This is a genomic window from Mycolicibacter heraklionensis (genome assembly GCF_019645815.1).
In the GTDB taxonomy this organism is placed as follows: Bacteria; Actinomycetota; Actinomycetes; order Mycobacteriales; family Mycobacteriaceae; genus Mycobacterium; species Mycobacterium heraklionense.
The window spans coordinates 3,438,268-3,459,606 of sequence record NZ_CP080997.1 but is presented as its reverse complement, the minus strand read 5'-3'; the positions used below and the strand labels follow the sequence as shown (position 1 = coordinate 3,459,606).

General features: G+C 67.6%; 20 protein-coding genes. 4 read left to right on the top strand and 16 right to left on the bottom strand.

What is annotated here, in order from left to right; translation table 11 throughout:
- Positions 1-10 precede the first annotated feature (10 nt).
- Positions 11-1,012, top strand: coding sequence for a TIGR03617 family F420-dependent LLM class oxidoreductase (locus K3U94_RS16365; RefSeq protein ID WP_220694393.1), 1,002 nt, complete (start codon positions 11-13; stop codon positions 1,010-1,012).
- Here the strand turns inward: K3U94_RS16365 and K3U94_RS16360 are convergent.
- Both K3U94_RS16360 and K3U94_RS16355 read right to left on the bottom strand, forming a co-directional pair.
- On the bottom strand, positions 1,009-2,124 hold the full coding sequence (locus K3U94_RS16360; protein ID WP_047318951.1) for an Rv3169 family protein: 1,116 nt from the start codon (positions 2,122-2,124) through the stop codon (positions 1,009-1,011). The two genes, K3U94_RS16365 and K3U94_RS16360, sit on opposite strands and share 4 nt — an antisense overlap.
- Positions 2,124-3,263 carry a phosphotransferase family protein gene (locus tag K3U94_RS16355; protein WP_220694392.1) on the bottom strand — a complete coding sequence of 380 codons (1,140 nt, stop codon included), beginning with the start codon at positions 3,261-3,263 and terminating at the stop codon, positions 2,124-2,126. The genes K3U94_RS16360 and K3U94_RS16355 overlap by 1 nt, the downstream gene beginning before the upstream one ends.
- 45 nt (positions 3,264-3,308) lie before the next feature.
- Here K3U94_RS16355 and K3U94_RS16350 point away from each other — a divergent pair, with 45 nt between their 5' ends.
- From K3U94_RS16350 to K3U94_RS16340, 3 genes are read left to right on the top strand one after another with little or no spacing between them, the layout of a single operon-like run.
- Positions 3,309-3,911, top strand: a complete 603-nt coding sequence (locus K3U94_RS16350; RefSeq protein WP_220694391.1) for a TetR/AcrR family transcriptional regulator — start codon at positions 3,309-3,311, stop codon at positions 3,909-3,911.
- A 4-nt stretch (positions 3,912-3,915) separates the two neighbouring features.
- Positions 3,916-4,611, top strand: coding sequence for a PIG-L deacetylase family protein (locus tag K3U94_RS16345; protein WP_220694390.1), 696 nt, complete (start codon positions 3,916-3,918; stop codon positions 4,609-4,611).
- On the top strand, positions 4,608-5,606 hold the full coding sequence (locus K3U94_RS16340; protein WP_220694389.1) for a Gfo/Idh/MocA family protein: 999 nt from the start codon (positions 4,608-4,610) through the stop codon (positions 5,604-5,606). The genes K3U94_RS16345 and K3U94_RS16340 overlap by 4 nt, the downstream gene beginning before the upstream one ends.
- Before the next feature lie 20 nt (positions 5,607-5,626).
- Here K3U94_RS16340 and K3U94_RS16335 read toward each other — a convergent pair whose 3' ends face one another.
- Genes K3U94_RS16335 through K3U94_RS16270 form a run of 14 tightly spaced genes read right to left on the bottom strand, consistent with a single transcriptional unit; the run spans position 5,627 to position 21,332 of the window.
- Positions 5,627-6,115, bottom strand: coding sequence for a flavin reductase family protein (locus tag K3U94_RS16335; RefSeq protein ID WP_047318956.1), 489 nt, complete (start codon positions 6,113-6,115; stop codon positions 5,627-5,629).
- 40 nt (positions 6,116-6,155) lie between these two features.
- Positions 6,156-7,760 (bottom strand): NADH-quinone oxidoreductase subunit NuoN, encoded by a 1,605-nt coding sequence (gene nuoN / locus K3U94_RS16330; protein ID WP_220694388.1) that lies wholly within the window; start codon positions 7,758-7,760, stop codon positions 6,156-6,158.
- 2 nt (positions 7,761-7,762) lie between these two features.
- Positions 7,763-9,337 carry an NADH-quinone oxidoreductase subunit M gene (locus K3U94_RS16325; RefSeq protein WP_220694387.1) on the bottom strand — a complete coding sequence of 525 codons (1,575 nt, stop codon included), beginning with the start codon at positions 9,335-9,337 and terminating at the stop codon, positions 7,763-7,765.
- Positions 9,334-11,271 carry an NADH-quinone oxidoreductase subunit L gene (gene nuoL / locus K3U94_RS16320; RefSeq protein WP_220694386.1) on the bottom strand — a complete coding sequence of 646 codons (1,938 nt, stop codon included), beginning with the start codon at positions 11,269-11,271 and terminating at the stop codon, positions 9,334-9,336. Before nuoL ends, K3U94_RS16325 begins: the two co-directional genes overlap by 4 nt.
- Positions 11,272-11,286: 15 nt before the next feature.
- A complete protein-coding gene (nuoK, locus tag K3U94_RS16315; RefSeq protein WP_024442457.1) occupies positions 11,287-11,586 on the bottom strand; it encodes an NADH-quinone oxidoreductase subunit NuoK in 300 nt (99 codons plus the stop codon).
- Positions 11,583-12,389 carry an NADH-quinone oxidoreductase subunit J gene (locus K3U94_RS16310; RefSeq protein ID WP_220694385.1) on the bottom strand — a complete coding sequence of 269 codons (807 nt, stop codon included), beginning with the start codon at positions 12,387-12,389 and terminating at the stop codon, positions 11,583-11,585. Before K3U94_RS16310 ends, nuoK begins: the two co-directional genes overlap by 4 nt.
- Positions 12,389-12,958 (bottom strand): NADH-quinone oxidoreductase subunit NuoI, encoded by a 570-nt coding sequence (gene nuoI, locus K3U94_RS16305; RefSeq protein ID WP_047318961.1) that lies wholly within the window; start codon positions 12,956-12,958, stop codon positions 12,389-12,391. The genes K3U94_RS16310 and nuoI overlap by 1 nt, the downstream gene beginning before the upstream one ends.
- On the bottom strand, positions 12,951-14,180 hold the full coding sequence (nuoH, locus tag K3U94_RS16300) for an NADH-quinone oxidoreductase subunit NuoH (protein WP_220694384.1): 1,230 nt from the start codon (positions 14,178-14,180) through the stop codon (positions 12,951-12,953). The genes nuoI and nuoH overlap by 8 nt, the downstream gene beginning before the upstream one ends.
- A complete protein-coding gene (locus K3U94_RS16295; RefSeq protein ID WP_220694383.1) occupies positions 14,177-16,597 on the bottom strand; it encodes an NADH-quinone oxidoreductase subunit G in 2,421 nt (806 codons plus the stop codon). The genes nuoH and K3U94_RS16295 overlap by 4 nt, the downstream gene beginning before the upstream one ends.
- A complete protein-coding gene (gene nuoF / locus K3U94_RS16290; RefSeq protein ID WP_220694382.1) occupies positions 16,594-17,946 on the bottom strand; it encodes an NADH-quinone oxidoreductase subunit NuoF in 1,353 nt (450 codons plus the stop codon). Before nuoF ends, K3U94_RS16295 begins: the two co-directional genes overlap by 4 nt.
- Positions 17,943-18,722, bottom strand: a complete 780-nt coding sequence (nuoE, locus tag K3U94_RS16285; protein ID WP_047319070.1) for an NADH-quinone oxidoreductase subunit NuoE — start codon at positions 18,720-18,722, stop codon at positions 17,943-17,945. The genes nuoF and nuoE overlap by 4 nt, the downstream gene beginning before the upstream one ends.
- 59 nt (positions 18,723-18,781) lie before the next feature.
- The gene (nuoD, locus tag K3U94_RS16280) at positions 18,782-20,086 is read right to left on the bottom strand and encodes an NADH dehydrogenase (quinone) subunit D (RefSeq protein ID WP_220694381.1); all 1,305 of its coding nucleotides are present in this window, start codon (positions 20,084-20,086) and stop codon (positions 18,782-18,784) included.
- Positions 20,086-20,781 (bottom strand): NADH-quinone oxidoreductase subunit C, encoded by a 696-nt coding sequence (locus K3U94_RS16275; RefSeq protein WP_109519543.1) that lies wholly within the window; start codon positions 20,779-20,781, stop codon positions 20,086-20,088. Before K3U94_RS16275 ends, nuoD begins: the two co-directional genes overlap by 1 nt.
- A complete protein-coding gene (locus tag K3U94_RS16270; protein ID WP_047318966.1) occupies positions 20,778-21,332 on the bottom strand; it encodes a NuoB/complex I 20 kDa subunit family protein in 555 nt (184 codons plus the stop codon). The genes K3U94_RS16275 and K3U94_RS16270 overlap by 4 nt, the downstream gene beginning before the upstream one ends.
- Between the last annotated feature and the right edge of the window lie 7 nt (positions 21,333-21,339).

Sequence of the window (21,339 nt, the reverse complement as noted above, 5' to 3'; positions counted from 1 at the left end):
CGGTATCGCGTTGAAAGTCCGCACTGCCCTCAGCGGGCTGACCGGTGTCGTCGATCAGGCCCGCGAGCTGCGCGACGCCGGCGTCAGCGGGGTTTTCACCTTCGAGGGCCCGCATGATGTGTTCGCACCGTTGACGCTGGCCGCCGGTGTCGGCGGCTTAGACCTGATGACCAACGTCGCGATCGCGTTCCCACGCAACCCGATCCATTTGGCGCACCAGGCCAACGACCACCAGCTGCTTAGTGGCGGGCGATTCGCCCTGGGACTGGGCACCCAGGTGCGTGCGCAGATCGAGAAGCGGTTCGGCGTCGCCTTCGACCGGCCGGTGGACCGGATGATCGAGCTCGTTGCGGCGCTGCGGGCGATCTTCGAATCCTGGAACACCGGCGCCCGCTTGGACTTTCGCGGTGACTATTACCGGCACACACTGATGACGCCGACGTTCAGTCCCGGGCCGAACCCGTACGGCCCGCCGCCGATCTACGTCGGCGCCCTGGGTCCGCGGCTGACCCGCGCGGCCGCCGCGCACGCCGACGGACTGCTGGTGATGCCGTTCTCCACCAAGCGATTCCTGCATGAGAGCACGATGTCCGCGGTGCGGGCGGGGCTTACCCAGGCGGGCCGTCGGGCCGAGGATTTCGTGGTCGTGCCCGAAATCATCGTGGCCACTGGCGCCACCGATGCCGAGCGGGAGGCCGCTGAAGCCGCCACCCGGATGCTGCTCGGCTTCTACGCATCGACTCCGGCGTATGCCCCGGTGCTGGCCGCCCACGGCTGGCAGGATTTGCAGCCCGAACTCAACGCGTTGTCCAAACAGGGCCAGTGGGCGCAGATGGGCGCACGGATCACCGACGAGATCCTGCACACCATCGCCGCATGCGGCACTCCGGCGCAGGTGGCCGCGCACATCCGCGACCGGGTCGACGGAATCGCCGACACCGTCTGCATTTACCAGGCGGCGCCGGTAGCGCCGGCGCTGATCGGTGAGATCGTGAGTGCGCTCCAGCTCTAGGGAGCCATGGTGACCCAGTCGGGGAACCCCGTCGGGTCGTGCCGGCCCAGCACACCGTGCTCGTAGAGACCCCAGCCCTCGACCGGCGCGGCGTCGCCGTCGCGGCACACGGCGCGCCCCACGTGGTCGATCATCCCGAAGCTGGTGCGCCCGATGATGCCCGGATCGGTCATGTCATAGGTCAGCCGCTCGGTGAACTTCTCGCCCTTCCACTCGCCGTGCAGCCAGTCGCTGTCGCCGCCGTAGCCGCCGCCGACGTGAATGGGCACCGGCAGTTTGGATTCCACCTCGAACACCACCGGTGTGCCGTCCGGGCGGGTGGCCTCGATGGTGGCTCCGGTGGCGATGCGGGTGCCCGAGCGATAGCGGGTGGAGATCCGTGGCCAGCCCAACTGTTCGACACGGCCGTCGCGCCAGACCCGGCTGCAGTCGTTGAGCGAACGGAACCCGTTGGGTTCCTCCTGGATGATCATCACCACCGCGAAGTCCTCGAACGCCATCGGCAGATACAGCCACCACATGCCGTCGAACGGCGGGTCGGCGGGCCGGCCGGCCGGTTCGCGTTCACCGACCGGGCGGATGCCCCAGGAGCGGTCGCGTGAGCCGATCCAGACCGCGGGATCGACGGCGATCTCCTCGCCGTCGATCGCGATCTGCCCACTCCAGGAGCCCAGTTGAGCGAAGCGCTGCGCGTCCAGGGTCACCCGGTTGCCGGTCCGCAGGATGTGCCGCTGCTCCTGCACCGGGTCGAACAGGCCCTCCCAGCGCAGATCGAGCGCGATGCCCTCGGTCTCATCCATGACCACCCGCAGGGAGCGCAGCGGATCGGTGACCTCGATGCGGTAGGCGCCGATGCGCTGGTTGAGCCGGTCTTGGTCGATGGCGTCGGACAGGTGCACCGCGGTCTGAGTGTCGCCGCGGCGTACCAGCACGTAGGCGTCCTTGACACCGAGGTTGGGGTAGTAGCCGCAGCCGGTGATCAAGAAGATGTCCCCGGTGCGGTCGTGGGCATTCAGATAGCAGCGGTCGTAAAAGTTGCGATCCGAGGAACCCGGCCAGGCGATCGGTTGTGGCAGTTGGTGAACCGGGAATTCGTCGAGTGGCCCCAGCATCAGCTCTGTTCTCCGATCAACTTCTTCAGCAATCCGGCGTGATAGAACAACGATTCGGGGTCTTCCGGCTTTTCCATCTCCCCGAAATGCACCCGGCGGGCCCCGGTGCGCATGAACACGATCGCCCACATCACGCCGGCGTAGACGTAGAACCAGTGCAGGTCACCGAGTTCGACGCCGGTGAGTTTCTGGTAGGTGGCCCGCACGTCGTCCTCGCGCAGCACCTGCGGAAGCCCGGGAAACCCAGCCAGTCCAGCGAGTTCCTCGAATACCAAGTGCGCGAAGATAACCCACGACACGTCCAGCTCGCGCGGCCCCAGTGTCACCATCTCCCAGTCCAGCACGGCGACCGGGCGGAAGTCACGGTAGAGCACGTTGCCGACCCGGGAGTCGCCCCAGCACAACACCGTCTCGCCGGCGGCCACGTCGGCCGGCCAGTTCTCCTCCAGCCAGGCCAGGGCCCGGTCCAACAGCGGCGAGCGCCCCATGTCGGGCACCGCGAATTCGTACCACTGCCGTACCCCCTCGAAGTGACGGCGCAGCGCGGTGTCCCCGTGCGACCCCTCGTCGAGGAAGGCGAAGGTCTGCTCCGCGTCCGGGATCGCGTGCAGCTTGGCGAGCACTTCGACGGTGGAGTCCTGCAGGGTCCGCTGCTGCTCGGCTGTCGCGTCGGCGAACCAGTTGCCGCCGAAGGTATAGGGCATGACGTCGGGCGGCACCTCGCCGTCGATGCGGTCCATCAGGAAGAACGGCCGGTCCAGCACGTCGCCGGTCGGTTCGATCCAACGGACCTTCGGCACCGGTACGTCGGTGAGTTCACCCACCCGCCGCATCACCTCGAACTGGTGATCCAGCCGGTAGCTCGGGAAGACCGGAACGTCTTCGGCCGCGGGCGCCACCCGCATCACCCAGCGTTGTTCGACCGGGGCACCGTCGGCGTTCCAGCGACCGGTGAGCATGATCGTTTCCGACGACATGCCGTTGGTGTCGACGCCGCTCTCCACGGTGATCTCCGGCGCGGCCGCGCCGGGCAACTGTGTGGCAAGCCAGCGAGACATTACCGTGGGCAGTGTGGTGACATCGCGGCTAGAACGTTGGATTCGGCCGACGTCTTTTTCCACAGTCGGTTGGTCGACCACGGTTGTATCCTCCGTTAAGGTAATTACGATACGACAGGTAGCGTTATGAAAGCAGAACCTTCAGCGGTTGACAAGGGGTCCGGCGCCGGACGTCCCCGCGACCCCCGCATCGACGGTGCCATATTGCAGGCCGCCGCGGAACTGGTTGTCGAAGTCGGGTATTCGAACCTGAGCCTGGCGGCCGTCGCGGAGCGCGCCGGGACGACCAAGACCGCGCTGTACCGCCGGTGGCCCAGCAAGGCCGAACTGGTGCACGAGGCGGCGTTCTCGGTGCCACCGAGCGCGGTGACTGCGCCGCCGGGCGATGTGGCCGGTGACCTTCGGGCAATGATGGCCGGTGCGCGCGACGCCTTCACCAGCCCGGTGGTGCGGGCCGCCCTGCCGGGCCTGATCGCTGACATGGCGCGCAACGCCGAGTTGACCGCGCGCATCCTGGAACGCTTTCAGGGCCTGTTCGAGGTGATGCGCCACTGGGTGGCCGATTCGGTGAGCCGCGGCGACGCGCGAACCGACGTGGACCCCGACCGGCTCGTCGAAATAATCGGCGGCGCAACGTTGCTGGCCATGATGCTGCGCCCCGACGACGATCTCGACGATGACTGGGTGCAACGGATCGCTGACATCGTCGCCCACGGCGTGATGACATAGACCCATGTCCCAGCCTGTCGAGCCCACCGGGCCGCAGCCCTTCCCGCAAGACTGGACGTCGCTGCTGGTGTTGGTGCCGCACCCCGACGATCCCGAATACGGTATCGCCGCCGCGGTGGCGAAGTGGACCGCCGCTGGTAAGACCGTCCGCTATGCGCTGGCCAGCAGCGGGGAAGTGGGCATCGCCGGCTTGGAGCCGGGGCAGGCCGGACCGTTGCGTGAGGATGAGCAACGGCGGGCGGCGGCCATCGTGGGGGTCTCAGATGTCGACTTCTGGGGCTTCCCGGACAGCAACATCCGAAACACGCCGGAGTTGCGCGCCAAGATCGCCGCGGTGATCGGCGAGGTGCGACCCGACGTGGTGGTGACGATCTACGGCGGCGCAGAGTTCGGGCCCGGCATGCCCAACCAGCGCGACCACATGGAATTCGCCGCCGCGGTCACTGATGCCTGGGACACCGTGGCGGACAAGCCGAGCTGGCTGTTCCAGGGTGGCCCGGGCTCCACCCACGTCGAGGCCGTGGACGGCTACCTCGACACCGCGGTGGACTCCCTGGCCGCCCACGAGGTCTACCTGTCGGTGCTCGACCCCACCACCCCGGTGCGCGAGCAGGCGCGTCGGGTGGTCGACATGACGACCCCGGCCCAAGCCGGCCACCGGGTGGCCGGGTTCCGCCTGCATAGGAGCACCGTCGCATGACCGGAACGACGACGACGCTCCGAATCGGCGTGCTCGGAGCGGCGCGGATCACCCCGGATGCACTACTCAAACCTGCCGCCGCCAACCCGGAAGTCGTGGTGAGCGCGGTGGCAGCACGCGACATCGGGCGCGCCCGGGCGTTCGCGGCCAAACATGGCATCGGCCGGGTGCATGACAGCTACAACGCACTGATCACCGACCCCGAGGTCGACGCCATCTACAACCCGCTGCCGAACCACCTGCACGGCAGATGGACCCGAGCCGCGCTGGACGCCGGCAAGCACGTGCTGTGCGAGAAGCCGTTCACCGCCAACGCTGAGGAGGCCCGCCAGGTCGCCGCGGCGGCCGCGAGCTCCGACCGGGTGGTGATGGAGGCGTTTCACTACCGCTACCACCCGATGACCGCGCGTATCGAAGAGATCATCGCCTCGGGCGAACTGGGGGAGCTGCGGCAGGTGGACACCGCGCTGAGCTTTCCGCTGCCCCGGTTCTCCGACATCCGCTATCACTACGCGCTGGCCGGCGGCGCGTTGATGGACGCCGGCTGCTATGCGGTGCACATGGCCCGCACCTTCGGCGGAGCCACCCCGGAAGTCGTGTCCGCGCAGGCGAAATTGCGCGATCCGCACGTCGACCGGGCCATGACGGCGCAGCTGCGGTTTCCCGCCGGGCACACCGGGACCATCCGCTGCTCGCTGTGGTCTTCGAACCTGCTGCAGATCAGCGCCCGGGTGATCGGCGAGCGCGGCGAGCTGCGGGCGCTCAACCCGCTGATGCCGCAGTACTTCCACCGATTGCGGGTCAGTTCGCCGAAGGGCAAGCGCGTCGAGCGTTTCACCCACCGGGCGTCGTATGCTTACCAGCTCGATGCGTTCGCCGACGCCGTGTTGCGTAGCGTGCCGGTGCGCACCACCCCGGAGGACGCGATCGAGAACATGACCGTGATCGACGCGATCTACACCGCTGCCGGCCTTCCGCTGCGCGAGCCGGGCTGAGCGCCGCTCGATCCGTCTCGTCAGGCTTTGTGGCCCGGTTCGAGATCGTCGACGTCGGACAGCGACAGCAGGTCATCGGCGCCCTGGGCGGCATACCCGGCCACCGGTTCCAACAGGTAGCCCATGTGGTCGCCGAGGTCGATTCGGCGCAGCGTCTTGCCGACGAACCATGCCGGCGCATCGTCGAGGATCGGCATTCCCTCCGGACCGCTGTGCCAGGAGCAGCGCTCGAATTTGTCGATGTCGTCGCCCGTCTGACCGCCGAACAGCCGGGCGAGCTCGGTATCGCGGCGCGCCAGGACGTGAACGGCCAAATACTCGGCCTCGGCTGCCACCTCGAAGGTGTGGTTGCGCTTGGACATTCCCACCAGAAACCTCGGCGGGTCGATACTGGTCTGGGTGGCGAACCCGACCAGGCAACCCGAGGCGCGCTCGTTGGTTGCGGTGGTCACCACGAACATGGTGTAGTCCAGCATGGTGAGCAGCTGCTGAAATGACTCGTCGTGCATCTGTCCATCATGTACCCGCCGCACGACGGGCATGCGGCGTTTACTGCGCGAATTGTGTTGCGGCGTCCACCAGGTCGAGCAGTGGCTGCGGCAGCACCCCCAGCAGCACGGTGATCGCGGCGCACAGCGCGATGGCCGCCTTGCTCCACACGCTGGGCAGCACCAGGTGCGGGGGTTCGGCGGGGGCGTCGGTGAAGAACATCAACACGATCACCCGGACGTAGAAGTAGGCGGCGACACCGCTGGCGATCACGCCGACCACCACCAGTGGTGCGGCACCACCCTCGGCGGCGGCCTTGAACACCGCGAACTTGCTGATGAACCCACTGGTCAGCGGGATACCGGCGAACGCCAGCAGGAACATCGAAAACAGCAGGCCCACAACGGGGTAACGCCGGCCCAACCCCGCCCACTGGGACATGTCGAGTTCTTCTTCGCCGCTGGAGCCGCGGATCAGGTTCACCACCGCGAAGGCGCCCACTGTGGAGAAGCTATAGGCGACCAGATAGAACAGCGTCGCGGAGATACCCGCCGGGATCGCGGACAGCACACCGGTCAGCACAAAGCCGGCGTGGGCGATCGAGGAGTAGGCCAGCATCCGCTTGACCTCGGTCTGGGTGATCGCTGCGATGGTGGCGACCACCATGGTCAGTACCGCGATCAGCCACAGCAGCGGGCGCCAGTGGTCATGCAGCGCCGGCAGTGCGACGTAGAGGATCCGCAGCATCGCCCCGAATGCGGCGACCTTGGTGGCGGCCGCCATGAACCCGGTGATCGGTGTCGGCGCCCCGACGTAGACGTCGGGAATCCAGGAATGGAACGGCACCGCGCCGACCTTGAAGAACAAGCCCACCAGCAGCAGCCCGGCGCCGATCAGCGCCAGCGGATCGCTGCTGTGGGCGAATAACTGCTCACCGATATCCGGCAGCGTCAACGTCCCGGTGGCGCCGTAGAGCAAGGCGGCGCCGAACAGGAACAGCGCCGAGGAGAATGCGCCCAGCAGGAAGTACTTCAGCGCCGCTTCCTGCGAGAGCAGACGGCGGTAGCGGGCCAACCCGCACAGCAGATACAGCGGCAGCGAGAGCACTTCCAGCGCCACGAACATGGTGACCAAGTCGTTGGCGGCGGGGAACACCATCATGCCGCCGACCGCCAGCACGGTCAGCGGGAACACCTCGGTCTGGGTCACCCCGGCGCGCGCCGCATCGAGTTCGGCGACGCTGTCCGGGACCGCCGATGCCTGCGGAGTGAACGCGTCCAGGCCCGCGTGCGAGGGGGAGGCGGCGGGGGCGGTGGCCGCGCCCGGACCTTCGGGAGCGCCCGCGCCGACGTTGCGCTCGGAGATGAACAGCACGGCCAGGATCCCGACCAGCACGATGGTGCCCTGCAGCACCAGTGCCGGCCGGTCGACGGCCACCGCGCCCAGCACCGCGATGCGACCACCGGCCGGCAGGTCACGGCCCACCGCGACGATGGCGGCGAACGCGGCGGCCAAACCGCCGACAGCGAGCAGGACCTGCATCACGTAGCGCGCCCGGCGCGAGATGAACGCCTCGAAGAGCACGCCGGTCACTGCGGTGCCGAAAACGATCAGCAGCGGCAGGAGCAGGCTGTATTCGACGGATGGAATTGGCATGCCCGCCATGGTCAGTGCGCCCCCTCAGCGGTCAGCGGTGCCGGATCGGTTTGACCGATCGTGGTCAAGGTGTGCTCGACGCCCGGGTTGATGATGTCCAGTGCGGGTTTGGGGTAGAAGCCGAGGAACAGCAGCAGCGCGATCAGCGGTGTGACGACCAGCAACTCCCGTGGCACCAGATCGCGGATGCGTTCATTGCCTTGCGTGACCGGGCCGGTCATTACCCGCTGGTAGAGCCACAGCATGTAGATCGACGACAGCACCAGTGCGGTGGAGCCGACCGCGGCCGCCACCCAATACCGGTTGAACGTGCCGATCAACACCAGGAACTCACTGATGAACGGGGCCAGGCCGGGCAGCGACAGGGTGGCCATCGCGGCGACCATGAAGGTGCCGGCCATCACCGGCGCCACCTTCTGCACGCCGCCGTAGTCCGATATCGCCCGGGCGCCGTCGCGCCGGGCGACCAGGAAACCGGCGATCAGGAACAGGGCCGCCGTCGACAACCCGTGGTTGAGCATGTACAGCGTCGAGCCGCTCTGCCCCTGACTGGTCATCACGAAGATGCCCAGAATGATGAACCCGAAGTGCGAGATCGAGGTGTAGGCGATCAATCGCATCATGTCGCGCTGGCCGATCGCCACCATCGCGCCGTAGACCACGCCGATGACCGCCAGCACGATGATGGTCGGGCGGAAATACGTTGAGGCGTCGGGGAACAGCTGCAGGCAGTACCGCAGCATCCCGAAGGTCCCCACCTTGTCCATCACGGCCATCATCAGCACCGCGGTCGCCGGGGTGGATTCCACCGCCGCGTCCGGCAGCCACCGGTGCAGCGGCCACAGCGGGGCCTTGACCGCGAAGGCGAACATGAAGCCGGCGAACAGCAGCTTGAGTACGCCGGGGTCCACGGTGGTGGTGGCCGGGGAGAAGATCGAGACCAGTTCGCGGAAGTCGAAGGTGCCGGAAGCGCCTTCGCCGGAGCTCACCACGTACACGCCGATCACCGCGGCCAGCATGATCAGGCCACCGAACAGGTTGTAGAGCAGGAACTTCAGGGCCGCTTGGGAACGCTTGGCGCCGTGCCCGAAGCCGCCGATCATGAAGTACATCGGGATCAGCATCGCCTCGAAGAACACGTAGAACAGCAGCACGTCCAACGAGACCAGCGAGATCAGCACCATCGCCTCGACGGTGAGCGTCAGCGCCGCGAACGCGTGCGGGCCGCGGCTGCGGAGGCCGGCGCCGCCGGTGTCACCGTCGTTCCAGCCGGCCAGCATCAGCAACGGCACCAGCCCGGCGGTCAACAACGCCAGGATCACTGCGATACCGTCCACCCCGAGCGTGTAGTTCGCCCCGAATGCCGGTATCCAGGAGTGAGATTCGACGAACTGGTAGGGCGCGGCCACCGGGGTCGTGTCGAACTCGACGGTGACCACGACCGCCACCGCCAGCGTCGCAAGGCTCACCAGCAGGCCGGTCCACTTCGCCAGTGCTGCCTGCCGGGCCGGCAACACGATGACCAGTCCGGCACCGACCAGCGGTACCAGCCACAGCAGGCTCAGCCAGGGCACGTTGTTGTTCACTGCTGTACCGCCAGCACTACCGCGACGACCAGGACCGTACCGGCCAGCATGGTCAGCGCGTAGGAGCGCACGAACCCGGTCTGCAGGCGCCGCACCAGGTATGAGGCGATCGCCACCAGCCCGGCCGTGGTGTTGACCGAGCCGTCCACCACCCGGTCGTCGACGCCGACCAAGGCTTGTGCCAGTCGGTTACCCGGACGCATGAGCACCTCCTCATTGAAGGCATCGCCGTAGAGATACTTGCGGGCCGCCACCGTCAGCGCCGACACGTCGGTGGGTGCGGTGATCGGTATCGGCTTGCGGCCGTACATGTTGTAGGCCACCGCGACACCGAGCAGGACAACTCCCAGGGTGATCGCGCCGGTGAGCCAGGCCGGGATGGCATGCGCGTGTTCGGCAACCGGCTCCGCCACGCGGGTGACCACCGGCTCCAGCCAGTGCTCCAGCCGCCCGCCGATCGCGAACACCCCGCCGGCGAACACGGCGCCCAGAGCCAGCACGATCATCGGCCAGGTCATCACCCGCGGAGACTCGTGCGGATGCTGCAGTGCCCGGTCTGCGCTCACTTCGCTCTCGTCGGCGGCCCAGCGGCGTTCGCCGCCGAACGTCATCAGCATCACCCGGGTCATGTAGAAGGCGGTGATGCCGGCGCCCAGGATGGTGACCGCCCCCAGCACCCAGCCGCGGGTGCCGCCGGAGGCCAGCGCGGCCTCGATGATGGCGTCCTTGGACCAGTAGCCGGCGAACGGCGGCACCCCGATGATCGCCAGGTAACACAGCCCGAACGTCGCGAACGTCACCGGCATGAAGCTGCGTAGGGCGCCGTAGCGGCGCATGTCCTGTTCGTCGTTCATCCCGTGCATCACCGACCCGGAGCCCAGGAACAGGCCGGCCTTGAAGAAGCCGTGGGTGAGCAGGTGCATGATCGCCACCGCGTAGCCGGCCGGGCCCAGGCCCGCGGCCAGCACCATGTAGCCGATCTGGCTCACCGTGGAGGCGGCCAGCGCCCGCTTGATGTCGTCGTTGGCGCAGCCGATGATCGCACCGAACAGCAGTGTGGCCGCACCGACCACGACCACCGCCAGCCGGGCGTCGGGGGACAGGTCGAACACCGGGCCGGACCGCACGATCAGATAGACCCCGGCGGTCACCATGGTGGCGGCGTGGATCAGCGCCGACACCGGGGTGGGGCCTTCCATCGCGTCGAACAACCAGGCCTGCAACGGCACCTGCGCGGACTTGGCGCAGGCACCCACCAGCAGCAGCAGACCGATGGCGGTGGTCAGCCCGCTGGGGCCGGCGTCGCCGACGGCGCCGAACAGGCCGTCGTAGGAGAGCGTGCCGAAGCCGGCGAACATCACGAACATCGCCAGCGACAGCCCGATGTCGCCGACCCGGTTGGACACGAACGCCTTCTTGCCGGCCGCGGCCGCCACCGGCTTGGCGTACCAGAAGCCGATCAGCAGGTAGGACGCCAGACCGACGCCTTCCCAGCCCACATACAGGCCCAGGTAGTTGTCGGCGACGACCAGTAGCAGCATCGCCGCGACGAACAGGTTCAGGTAGGCAAAAAAGCGCCGGCGGTCGGGGTCGTGCTTCATGTAACCGGTCGAGTAGATGTGGATCAACGCGCCGACGCCACTGATCAGCAGTACGAAGCAGATCGACAGCTGATCGATCAGCACCCCGAAGTCGACGTGCAGGGCGCCGACCGGCACCCAGCTGAACAGGTGCGTGTGAATCGCCCGGTCCTCGCCGCCGCGGCCGAGCATGTCGGCCAGTAGCGCCAACCCGATCCCGAACGAGCCGAGCACGGTGGCGCAGGCCAGCAGGTGCCCCCACCGGTCGGTTCGGCGCCCGCCGAGCAGCAAGATCAGCGCGCCGGCCGTCGGCAGGGCCACCAGCAGCCAGCTCAGCTGGCTCAGATTCGTCATAGAGCTCCCCAACTCCTAGCCGCGCAGTAGGTTCGCGTCGTCGACCGAGGCGGATCGCCGGGCCCGGAAGATCGTCATGATGATGGCCAGGCCGATCACCACCTCGCAGGCGGCGACGACCATGGTGAAGAACGCCACCATCTGGCCGTCGAGCTGGGAGTGCAGCCGCGCGAAGGTGACGAACGCCAGGTTGGCGGCGTTGAGCATCAGCTCGACGCACATGAACATCACCAGCGCGTTGCGCCGCAACAGCACTCCGGTGGCACCGATGGTGAACAGCATCGCCGACAGGTACAGGTAGTTCTCCGGATTCACTGGCCCGACTCCTCCCCATTGCTGGCGTGTTCGGCGTTGCCGGTGGCACCGACCCAGCGGTGCGTCAACGTGTCCGACACCGACAGCTCGGAGTAGGTCCCGTCGGGCAGGCGCGCGGCGATGTCGACGGCGTTGTGCCGGGCGTAGACGCCGGGGGTGGGCAGCGGTGTCGCTCGCCGGCCGGATTGGAAGCGCAGGATGGACAGCTCGCGCTGCGTCAGTCGCGGCTGCAGCCGCTCACGGTGCGTCAGCACCATCGCCGCGAGCACCGCGGTGATCAGCAATGCGCTGGTGAGCTCGAACGCCCACAGGTAGCGGGTGAAGATCAGCGCCGCCAGACCCTCGACGTTGTGTTGGCTCAGATCCGCCGAGCCGGCGCTGGTGGCAGCGGGTGTGCCGATGCTGCGCAGGTGCATGGTCGCGCCGCCGATCCCGGCGATCAGCAGGATCCCGAAGCCGGTCCCGGCGAGCGTGGCGGCGACCCGCTGGCCGCGCAGGGTCTCCACCAGAGACTCGGCGGAGTCGACGCCGATCAGCATCATCACGAACAGGAACAGCATCATCACCGCGCCGGTGTAGACGACGATCTGCACCACCCCGAGGAACATCGCGTCCTGGATGAAGTAGAACACCGCCAGGATCAGCATCGTCATCGCCAAAAACAGTGCCGAGTAGACCGCCTTGGCGGCGGTGACGACGCCGATGGCACCGACGACGGCGACGACGCCCAGAATCCAGAACGCCACCGCCTCCCCGGTGGAGGTGCGGACGACGATGTCGGAGGCGAGCAGCGTGGCGCCCATCAGGCTTTGCCCTGCTTCACCCGGTCGAGCATCACGAACAGGTCCGGGTCTGCATCGAGCCCGGCCGGGCTGACTCTGCCCAAGTAGTAGTCCTTTTCGGTGGCGCCGGGCGGCATCGCGTGCGGCGGCGCGATCATGCCGGGCTGCAGCGGCGCCAGCAGCTGGTCGCGTTCCCAGATCAGCTCGGCACGGTTGTCGGCGGCCATCTCGTAGTTGTTGGTCATGGTCAGCGCGCGGGTGGGACAGGCCTCGATACACAGCCCGCACCCGATGCAGCGCAGGTAGTTGATCTGGTAGACGCGGCCGTAGCGTTCACCGGGGGAGAAGCGCTCCTCGTCGGTGTTGTCGGCGGCCTCCACGTAGATGGCGTCGGCCGGGCAGGCCCACGCACACAACTCGCAGCCGATGCACTTCTCCAGCCCGTCCGGATGCCGGTTGAGCTGGTGACGGCCGTGATAACGCGGCGCCGTCGGTTTCTTGCGTTCCGGGTAGCCGTCGTTGATCGGCCGCTTGAACATCGTCTTCCAGGTGACGCCGAACCCGGCCAGGGCGTCTCTCAAACTAGCCATTGACGTCCTCCTTGACCCGCGGTGGATTGCGTTGCGGCAGCGGTGGTGTCGGGAATGATCCCTCTGAAGGGATGACGGGAGCCGCCGGCGCCGGTTCATCGAGGCGGCTGTTCAACGCACTGAACTTGCGATGCAGCACCAGTAGCAGCACCACCGTGGTCAGTGTGCTGATGGCGGCCAGTGCCAGCTGCCAGTGCTCGTAGCCGTCGTTGCGCAGGCTGCGTATCACCGCGGCGAGTAGCACCCACGACAGCGCCACGGGGATCAGGATCTTCCAGCCCAGGGCCATGAACTGGTCGTAACGCAGCCGGGGCAGGGTGCCCCGCAGCCAGATGTAGACGAAGATGAAGCCCCACAGTTTGGCGGTGAACCACAGCAGCGGCCACCAGCCGGTGTTGGCGGCCGGCCACATGTTGAACGGGAACGGAGCGTGCCAGCCGCCGAGGAACAACGTGACGGCGACGGCCGAAACCGTGGTCATGTTGATGTATTCGGCGAGGAAGAACAGCGCGAACTTCAGCGACGAGTATTCGGTGTGGAAGCCGCCGACCAGCTCGCCCTCGGCCTCGGGCAGGTCGAAGGGTGCCCGGTTGGTCTCACCGACCATCGCGGTCAGATACACCAGGAACGACGGCATCAGCAGGAACGCGAACCAGGCCCGGTCCTGGGCCGCCACGATGCCCGAGGTCGCCATCGTCCCGGCGTAGAGGAACACCGACGCGAACGCCAAGCCCATCGCGACTTCGTAGGAGATCACCTGGGCGGTGGAGCGGATTCCGCCGAGCAGTGGGTACGCGGATCCGGACGACCAGCCGGCCAGGATGATCCCGTACACCCCGATCGAGGACATCGCCAGAACGAACAGCACCGCGATCGGCAGGTCCGCCAGCTGTAATGCGGTGTGGTGGCCGAAAATGCTGACCTCCGGGCCGAGCGGGATCACAGCGAATGCGGTGATCGCCGGCACGGTCGAGATGATCGGCGCCAGCGCGTAGATCGCCCGGTCGACGTTGAAGGGGGTGATGTCTTCCTTGAGCGCCAGTTTGATCGCGTCGGCCAGACTCTGCAGCCAGCCCTTGGGCCCGACCCGGTTGGGTCCGGGGCGCATCTGCATGCGGCCCACGACTTTTCGTTCGATGACGATCGCCAGGACCACCGTCAGAATCAGAAACACGAAGACGCCCAGTACCTTGACCAGCATCAACCACCAGGGATCGGTCATGATCTGCGTCCAATCTGTACCGTCGCGCCGAGGGGGACCCCAAGATCCCGGTACACCGCGCAGCCGTGCGAATTCATCGGCAGCCACACCACGTTGTCCGGCATCTCGGTGATGACCAGCGGCAAGGTGACGCTGCCGCGGTCGGTGCTGACCGTGACCGGTTCGCCTTCAGCCACACCGATATCGGCGGCCGTCGTCGCCGACAGGCGCGCCACCGGTTTGCGGGCGGTGCCGGCCAGGTTCGGTTCGCCGGCTTGCATCCGCCCCTCGTCCAGCAGCATGCGCCAGCCGGCCAGTACGGCTTCGCCGGTACCGGGCTGCGGCGGTGAACCCGCGGCGACGTCGGGAGCAGCAACTCGCTCGCCGGACCAGACACCCAGCCCCGCCAGCTCGTCGCGTGCCGCCTCCAGCGTGGCCAGTCCCAGCGCGACGCCCATCTCCTCGGCGAGGACGTCGAGCACCCGCCGGTCGGGCAGGGCGCCGGTGTCGCCGAGTGCGACACCGAACCGCCGGTGGCGGCCCTCCCAGTTGACATAGGTTCCGGACTTCTCGGCCGCGGCAGCGACCGGCAGCACCACGTCGGCGCGTTCGGTGACTTCGCTGTGCCGCAACTCGAGGCTGACCAGGAATCCGACCGCGTCCAGGGCGGCCAGTGCCGCCGCCGGGTCGGCCAAATCGGTCGGCTCCACCCCGCCGACCACCAGTGCTTCCAGCGTCCCCTCGGCGGCGGCCGCCAGGATGGCGTCGGTGTCGCGCCCGGCCTGCGACGGCAGCTCGTCGGGGCTGTCGAGACCCCACGCCTGCGCTACCTCGGCCCGCGCGGCAGGGTCGCTCAGCGGACGACCGCCGGGCAGCAGGCCGGCCAGTGCGCCGCCGTCCAGCGCGCCGCGCTCACCGGCACGGCGCGGCACCCAGGCCAGCTTCGCGCCGGTGGCCTCGGCCAGCCGGACTGCCGCCGACAGTGCTCCCGGCGAGGCCGCCAGCCGCTCGCCGACCAACACCACCGCGCCCGGTTGGCGGAGCAGCTGCCCTAGATCGGATTTGTCGCCGGTGTGCAGGCCGTCCAGCGTCGCCGCCTCGCCGCCGGGAACGGTGGCCAGCAGGGTGCCGAACATCTTGGTCAGCCCGCGATCGGCGAACGGCGCCAGGCTGAACACCTTCGTGGCGTTCTTGCGGGCCGCCTTGCGCAGCCGCAGGAAGACCATCGGTGCCTCTTCCTCGGGCTCCAAGCCGGCCAGCAGCACCACCGGCGCGGCCTGCAGATCGGCGTAGGTGACCCCGGACGGCCCTGAGATCCCGCGACCCGCTACCCGGGCGGCCAGGAACGCGGTTTCCTCGGCGGACACCGCGCGCGCCCGAAAGTCGATGTCATCGGTGTGCAGCGCCACCCGGGCGAACTTGGCGTAGCCGTAGGCGTCCTCGGCCGATACCCGACCGCCGACCAGCACCCCGGTGCGACCCCGCGCCGCGGCCAGGCCGCGCGCCGCCACCGCCGCGGCGTGCGGCCAGGAAGTCGGGACCAGGTTCCCGCTGTCATCGCGGACCAGCGGTGTGGTGATCCGGTCGCCCTGGGTGGCGTAGGTGAACGCCCAGCGGCCCTTGTCGCAGTTCCATTCCTCGTTGACGTCCGGGTCTTCGCCGGCCATCCGCCGCATCACCTTGCCGCGACGATGGTCGGTGCGTTCGGCGCAGCCGCCGGCGCAGTGCTCGCAGACGGTGGGTGTGGACACCAGGTCGAACGGGCGGGCCCGGAATCGGTAGGAGGCACCGGTGAGCGCGCCGACCGGGCAGATCTGCACGGTGTTGCCGGAGAAGTAGGAGTCGAACGGCGTGTCGGTGTAGATGCCGACCTGCTGCAGGGCGCCGCGGTCCATCATCTCGATGAGTTTGTCCCCGGCGATCTCGTTGGCGAACCGGGTGCAGCGTGCGCACAAGATGCAGCGGTCCCGGTCCAGCAGCACCTGCGAGGAGATGTTGATCGGCTTGGGGTAGTGGCGCTTTTCCTCTTCGAACCGGGTTTCGGTGCGCCCGTGGGACATGGCTTGGTTCTGCAGCGGGCACTCGCCACCCTTGTCGCAGGTCGGGCAGTCCAGCGGGTGGTTGATCAGCAGCAGTTCCATCACCAGGTGCTGGGCCCGGTCGGCTTCGGCCGAGGTGTGCTGGGTGCGCACCACCATGCCGTCGGTGGCGGCCACCGCGCACGACGGCTGGGGCTTGCGCTGACCCTCCACCTCGACCATGCACTGCCGGCACCAGGCCACCGGGTCCAGCAGCGGGTGATCACAGAACCGCGGGACCTCGATGCCCAGCTGCTCGGCGGCGCGGATGATCAAGGTGCCCTTGGGGACCGTGATCTGTTGGTCGTCGATGGTGACGGTCACCGTCTCCTGACCGTCCGGGTGAGAAGTTTGAGTCACGCCACACCGCCGTTGGATCCACCTGGCACGAACATGCTCGCTTTCGGGTCGAACGGGCAGCCGCCCTCGAGGTGGGCGATGTATTCGTCGCGGAAGTACTGGATCGACGACCTCACCGGCATCGCCGCGCCATCACCCAAGGCGCAGAAGGACTTTCCGAACAGGACATCGGCGATGTCCAGCAGGGTGTCGAGGTCTTCCGGGGTGCCGCGGCCGGACTCCAGCCGTTCGTAGATCGGCACCAGCCAGTAGGTGCCCTCACGGCACGGCGTGCACTTCCCGCAGGACTCGTGCTTGTAGAACTCCGACCAGCGTCCGGCTGCGCGAACCACGCAGGTGGTCTCGTCGAAGATCTGTAATGCCTTGGTGCCCAACATCGATCCGACCGACGCCATGCCCTCGTAATCCAGCGGGATGTCGAGGTGTTCCTCGGTCAGGATCGGGGTCGAGGACCCGCCGGGCGTCCAGAACTTCAACCGGTGCCCGTCGCGTATCCCGCCGGCGTAGGCGAGCAGCTCGCGCAGCGTGATGCCCAGCGGCGCCTCGTATTGGCCAGGCCGGTTGACGTGCCCGGACAGCGAATACAGGGTGAACCCGCGAGACTTCTCAGTGCCCATGGACCGGAACCACTCCGGACCGTTGCGCAGGATCGACGGCACACTGGCGATCGATTCGACGTTGTTGACCACCGTCGGTGATGCGTACAACCCGGCCACCGCGGGGAACGGCGGGCGCAGCCGCGGCTGGCCCCGGTAACCCTCCAGCGACTCGATCAGCGCGGTCTCCTCGCCGCAGATGTAGGCGCCCGCCCCGGCGTGCACGGTGATGTCCAGGTCGAAGCCGCTGCCGCCGATGTCGGTGCCCAGCAGCCCGGCCGCATACGCCTCGGCCACCGCCGTCTGCAGCCGGCGCACCACCGGCAGCACCTCGCCGCGGATGTAGATGAAGGCGTGGCGGGCCCGGATCGCGTAGCAGCACACGATCATGCCCTCGATGAGCACATGCGGTGTCGCCATCAGCAGCGGCATGTCCTTGCAGGTGCCAGGCTCGGACTCGTCGGCATTGACCAGTAGGTAGTGGGGCTTTGCCGCGGGGCCTTCGTCGCCCTGCGGCACGAAGGACCATTTGGTTCCGGTGGAGAACCCGGCGCCGCCTCGGCCACGCAACCCGGAGTCTTTGACCAGTTCGATGACCTCATCGGGCGTCATCGCCAGCGCGCGCTTCATCCCGACGTAGCCGTCATGGCGGCGGTACGTCTCCAGCGTCCACGACTCGGGTTCGTCCCAGTAGCTGCTGAGCACCGGAGTCAGCGGTGTGCCCTCGGGCGGTGTTCCTTTGGTAAGGGTCATTTCGCACCCCTATCGGCGTTGCTGCCCGGCTCCGGAGCCGTCATCCCGTGCTCGCGCGCCACCTGCAGGCCGGCCAGCGTCGCCGCGCCGGCACCGCCTTGGCCGTCGTCGGAGCGTTCGTCGGGGAAGCCGGCGAGAATCCGTTCGGTTGCCGCGAAACTGCACAGCGGCATCCCGCGGGTGGGCCGTACCTCGGCGTCGTCGCGCAATTTGTCGACCAGTTCGCGCGCCGATTCCGGGGTCTGGTTGTCGAAGAACTCCCAGTTGACCATCACCACCGGTGCGTAGTCGCACGCGGCGTTGCACTCGATGTGCTGCAGGGTGACCGACCCGTCCGCAGTGGTCTGATCGTTGCCGACGCCCAGGTGCTCCTTGAGGCCGTCGTAGATGGCGTCGCCGCCCATCACCGCGCACAGCGTGTTGGTGCAGACGCCGACCAGGTACTTACCGGTGGGATCACGCCGGTACATCGAATAGAACGACGCGACCCCGGCGACGTCGGCGCTGGTCAGCCCGAGCAGCTCCGCGACGAACGACAGGCCGGCCGGGGTGACGTAGGTGTCCTGCGACTGCACCAGGTGCAGCAGCGGCAGGATCGCCGAGCGCGGCTGCGGGTAGCGGCCGATGATCTCCTTGGCGTCGGCCTCGAGCCGGGCTCGCACCTCGGGTGAGTAGGTGGTGGGGGCGCCCGGGTGGTTGAACTGATTGGGTTCTTCGGGCTGGCGGCCCAGCTGCAGGAAGATTCGCTTGCCGTCGGTCCCGGCGGTGGGCGGCATCAACCGGCCGCGCCCGGTCTTGTTGACGCCGGCCTTGTCGATCTCGCCGCCCGGCGCGCTCACCGGTCCACCCCGCCCATGACCGGGTCGATGCTGGCGACCGCGGCGATCACGTCGGCGATCAGCCCGCCCTCGCTCATCGCGGCCACCGCCTGCAGGTTGGTGAACGACGGGTCCCGGTAGTGCACCCGGTAGGGCCGGGTACCGCCGTCGCTGACCATGTGCACCCCCAGTTCGCCGCGAGGCGACTCGACCGAGACGAACACCTGCCCCGGCGGCACCCACAGATCTTCGGTGACTCGCTTGAAGTGGTGGATCAGCCCTTCCATCGAGTGGCCCATGATCCAGCCGATGTGCTCACGAGAGTTGCCCTGCCCGTCCGGGCCGATGGTCAGGTCGGCCGGCCAGGCGATCTTGCGGTCGGAGACCATCACCGGCCCGGGCCGCAGCTTGTCCAGACACTGTTCGACGATTTTCAGGGACTCCTTGATCTCTGCGATGCGGATCAGGTAGCGGCCGTAGGCATCACAGCCGTCATCGGTGATCACCTCGAACTCGTAGTCTTGGTAGCCGCAGTAGGGCTCGGCACGTCGCACGTCGTAGGGCAGGCCCGTCGAGCGCAGCACCGGACCGGTGATGCCCAGCGCCATGCACCCGGTCAGGTCCAGGTAGCCCACGCCCTTGGTGCGGGCCTTCCAGATGTAGTTCTCGGTGAGCAGGTCCTCGATATCCTTGAGCCGCTTGGGCATCAGCTTGAGGAAGTCGCGAATCATGGGGACCGCGTCGTCGGGCAGATCCACTGACACCCCGCCGGGCCGGACGTACTGGTGGTTCATCCGCAGACCGGTGATCGCCTCGAAAATGTCAAGCACCAGTTCGCGTTCCCGGAAACCGAACAGCATCACCGAAAGCGCGCCGAGCTCCATGCCGCCGGTCGCGAGCGCAACCAGATGCGAGGACATCCGGTTGAGCTCCATCATCAAAACCCGGATGACGCTGGCGCGCTCGGGGATGTCGTCGGTGATGTCGAGCAGCTTCTCCACACCGAGGCAGTAGGCGGTCTCGTTGAAGAACGGCGACAGGTAGTCCATCCGGGTCACGAACGTGACGCCCTGGGTCCAGTAGCGGCTTTCCAGGTTTTTCTCGATGCCGGTGTGCAGATAGCCGATGCCGCAACGGGCTTCGGTCACTGTCTCGCCCTCGAGTTCCAGGATCAGTCGCAACACGCCGTGTGTCGACGGGTGCTGGGGTCCCATGTTGACGACGATGCGTTCGCCGGGGTCCGCGGCCTTGGCGGCCTCGACCACCTGATCCCATTCCTGCCCACCGACATTCAGGACGGTGTGCGGCGTGTCGGTGCTCATTACTTGTAAGCCCTCCGCTGGTCCGGCGGCGGTATCTGCGCGCCCTTGTACTCGACCGGGATGCCGCCCAACGGATAGTCCTTGCGCTGCGGGTGGCCGTGCCAGTCGTCGGGCATCTCGATCCGGGTCAGCGAGGGGTGGCCGTCGAAGATGATCCCGAAGAAGTCGTAGGTCTCCCGCTCATGCCAGTCCGTGGTGGGGTAGACGGCGAACAGTGACGGAATGTGCGGATCTGCGTCAGGCGCAGCGACTTCCAAGCGCACACGGCGGTTGTGGGTGATGGATCGCAACGGGTAGACCGCGTGCAACTCGCGGTCGGTGTCACCGGGGTAATGCACGCCCGAGACCCCGAGGCTCAGTTCGAAGCGCAGCTCCGGCTCATCCCGCAGCAGCTGGGCCACCGCCGGCAGTTGCGCGCGACGGATGTACAGCGTCAGCTCGTCGCGATACACCACCACTTTCTCGATGGCGTCGGCGAATTCGATTCCGTTGCGCTGCAGGGCAGCGGTGAGGGTGTCGACGAGCTCGTCGAAGTACCCGCCGTAGGGCCGTGGGGTCTCTCCGGGTAGTGCGGCCTCGGTCACGAGGCGCCCGTATCCGGATGTGTCGCCGCTGCCCGTCGCGCCGAACAGACCGTGGCGGACCTTGATCACGTCTTCGGGGCCGTTTCGGCCCTCGCCGCTGGCCTCGCTCACCGCAGCAACCCCCTCAGCTCCCAGGTGGAGGGCGCCGACAGGGCCGCCTGTTCGGTCGCGGTGATCACCTGTTCCCGGTTGGCGCCCAAGGGCATTGAGCGAATCTTCTCGTGCAGCTTGAGGATTGCGTACATCAGCATCTCCGGCCGGGGCGGGCAGCCGGGCAGGTAGATGTCGACCGGGACGACATGGTCCACCCCCTGCACGATCGCGTAGTTGTTGAACATTCCGCCCGACGACGCGCACACCCCCATCGACAGCACCCATTTGGGTTCCACCATCTGGTCGTAGATCTGGCGCAGCACCGGTGCCATCTTCTGGCTGACCCGACCGGCCACGATCATCAGATCAGCCTGGCGTGGGGAGGCCCGGAACACCTCCATCCCGAAGCGGGACAGGTCATAGTCCGGCGCCATCGTCGACATCATCTCGATCGCGCAACAGGCCAGGCCGAAGGTCGCCGGCCACAGTGACCCGGTGCGGAAGTACCCGGCCAGGTCTTCCACGGTGGACAACAGGAGACCGCTCGGGAGCTGCTCTTCTAATCCCATGTGTAAG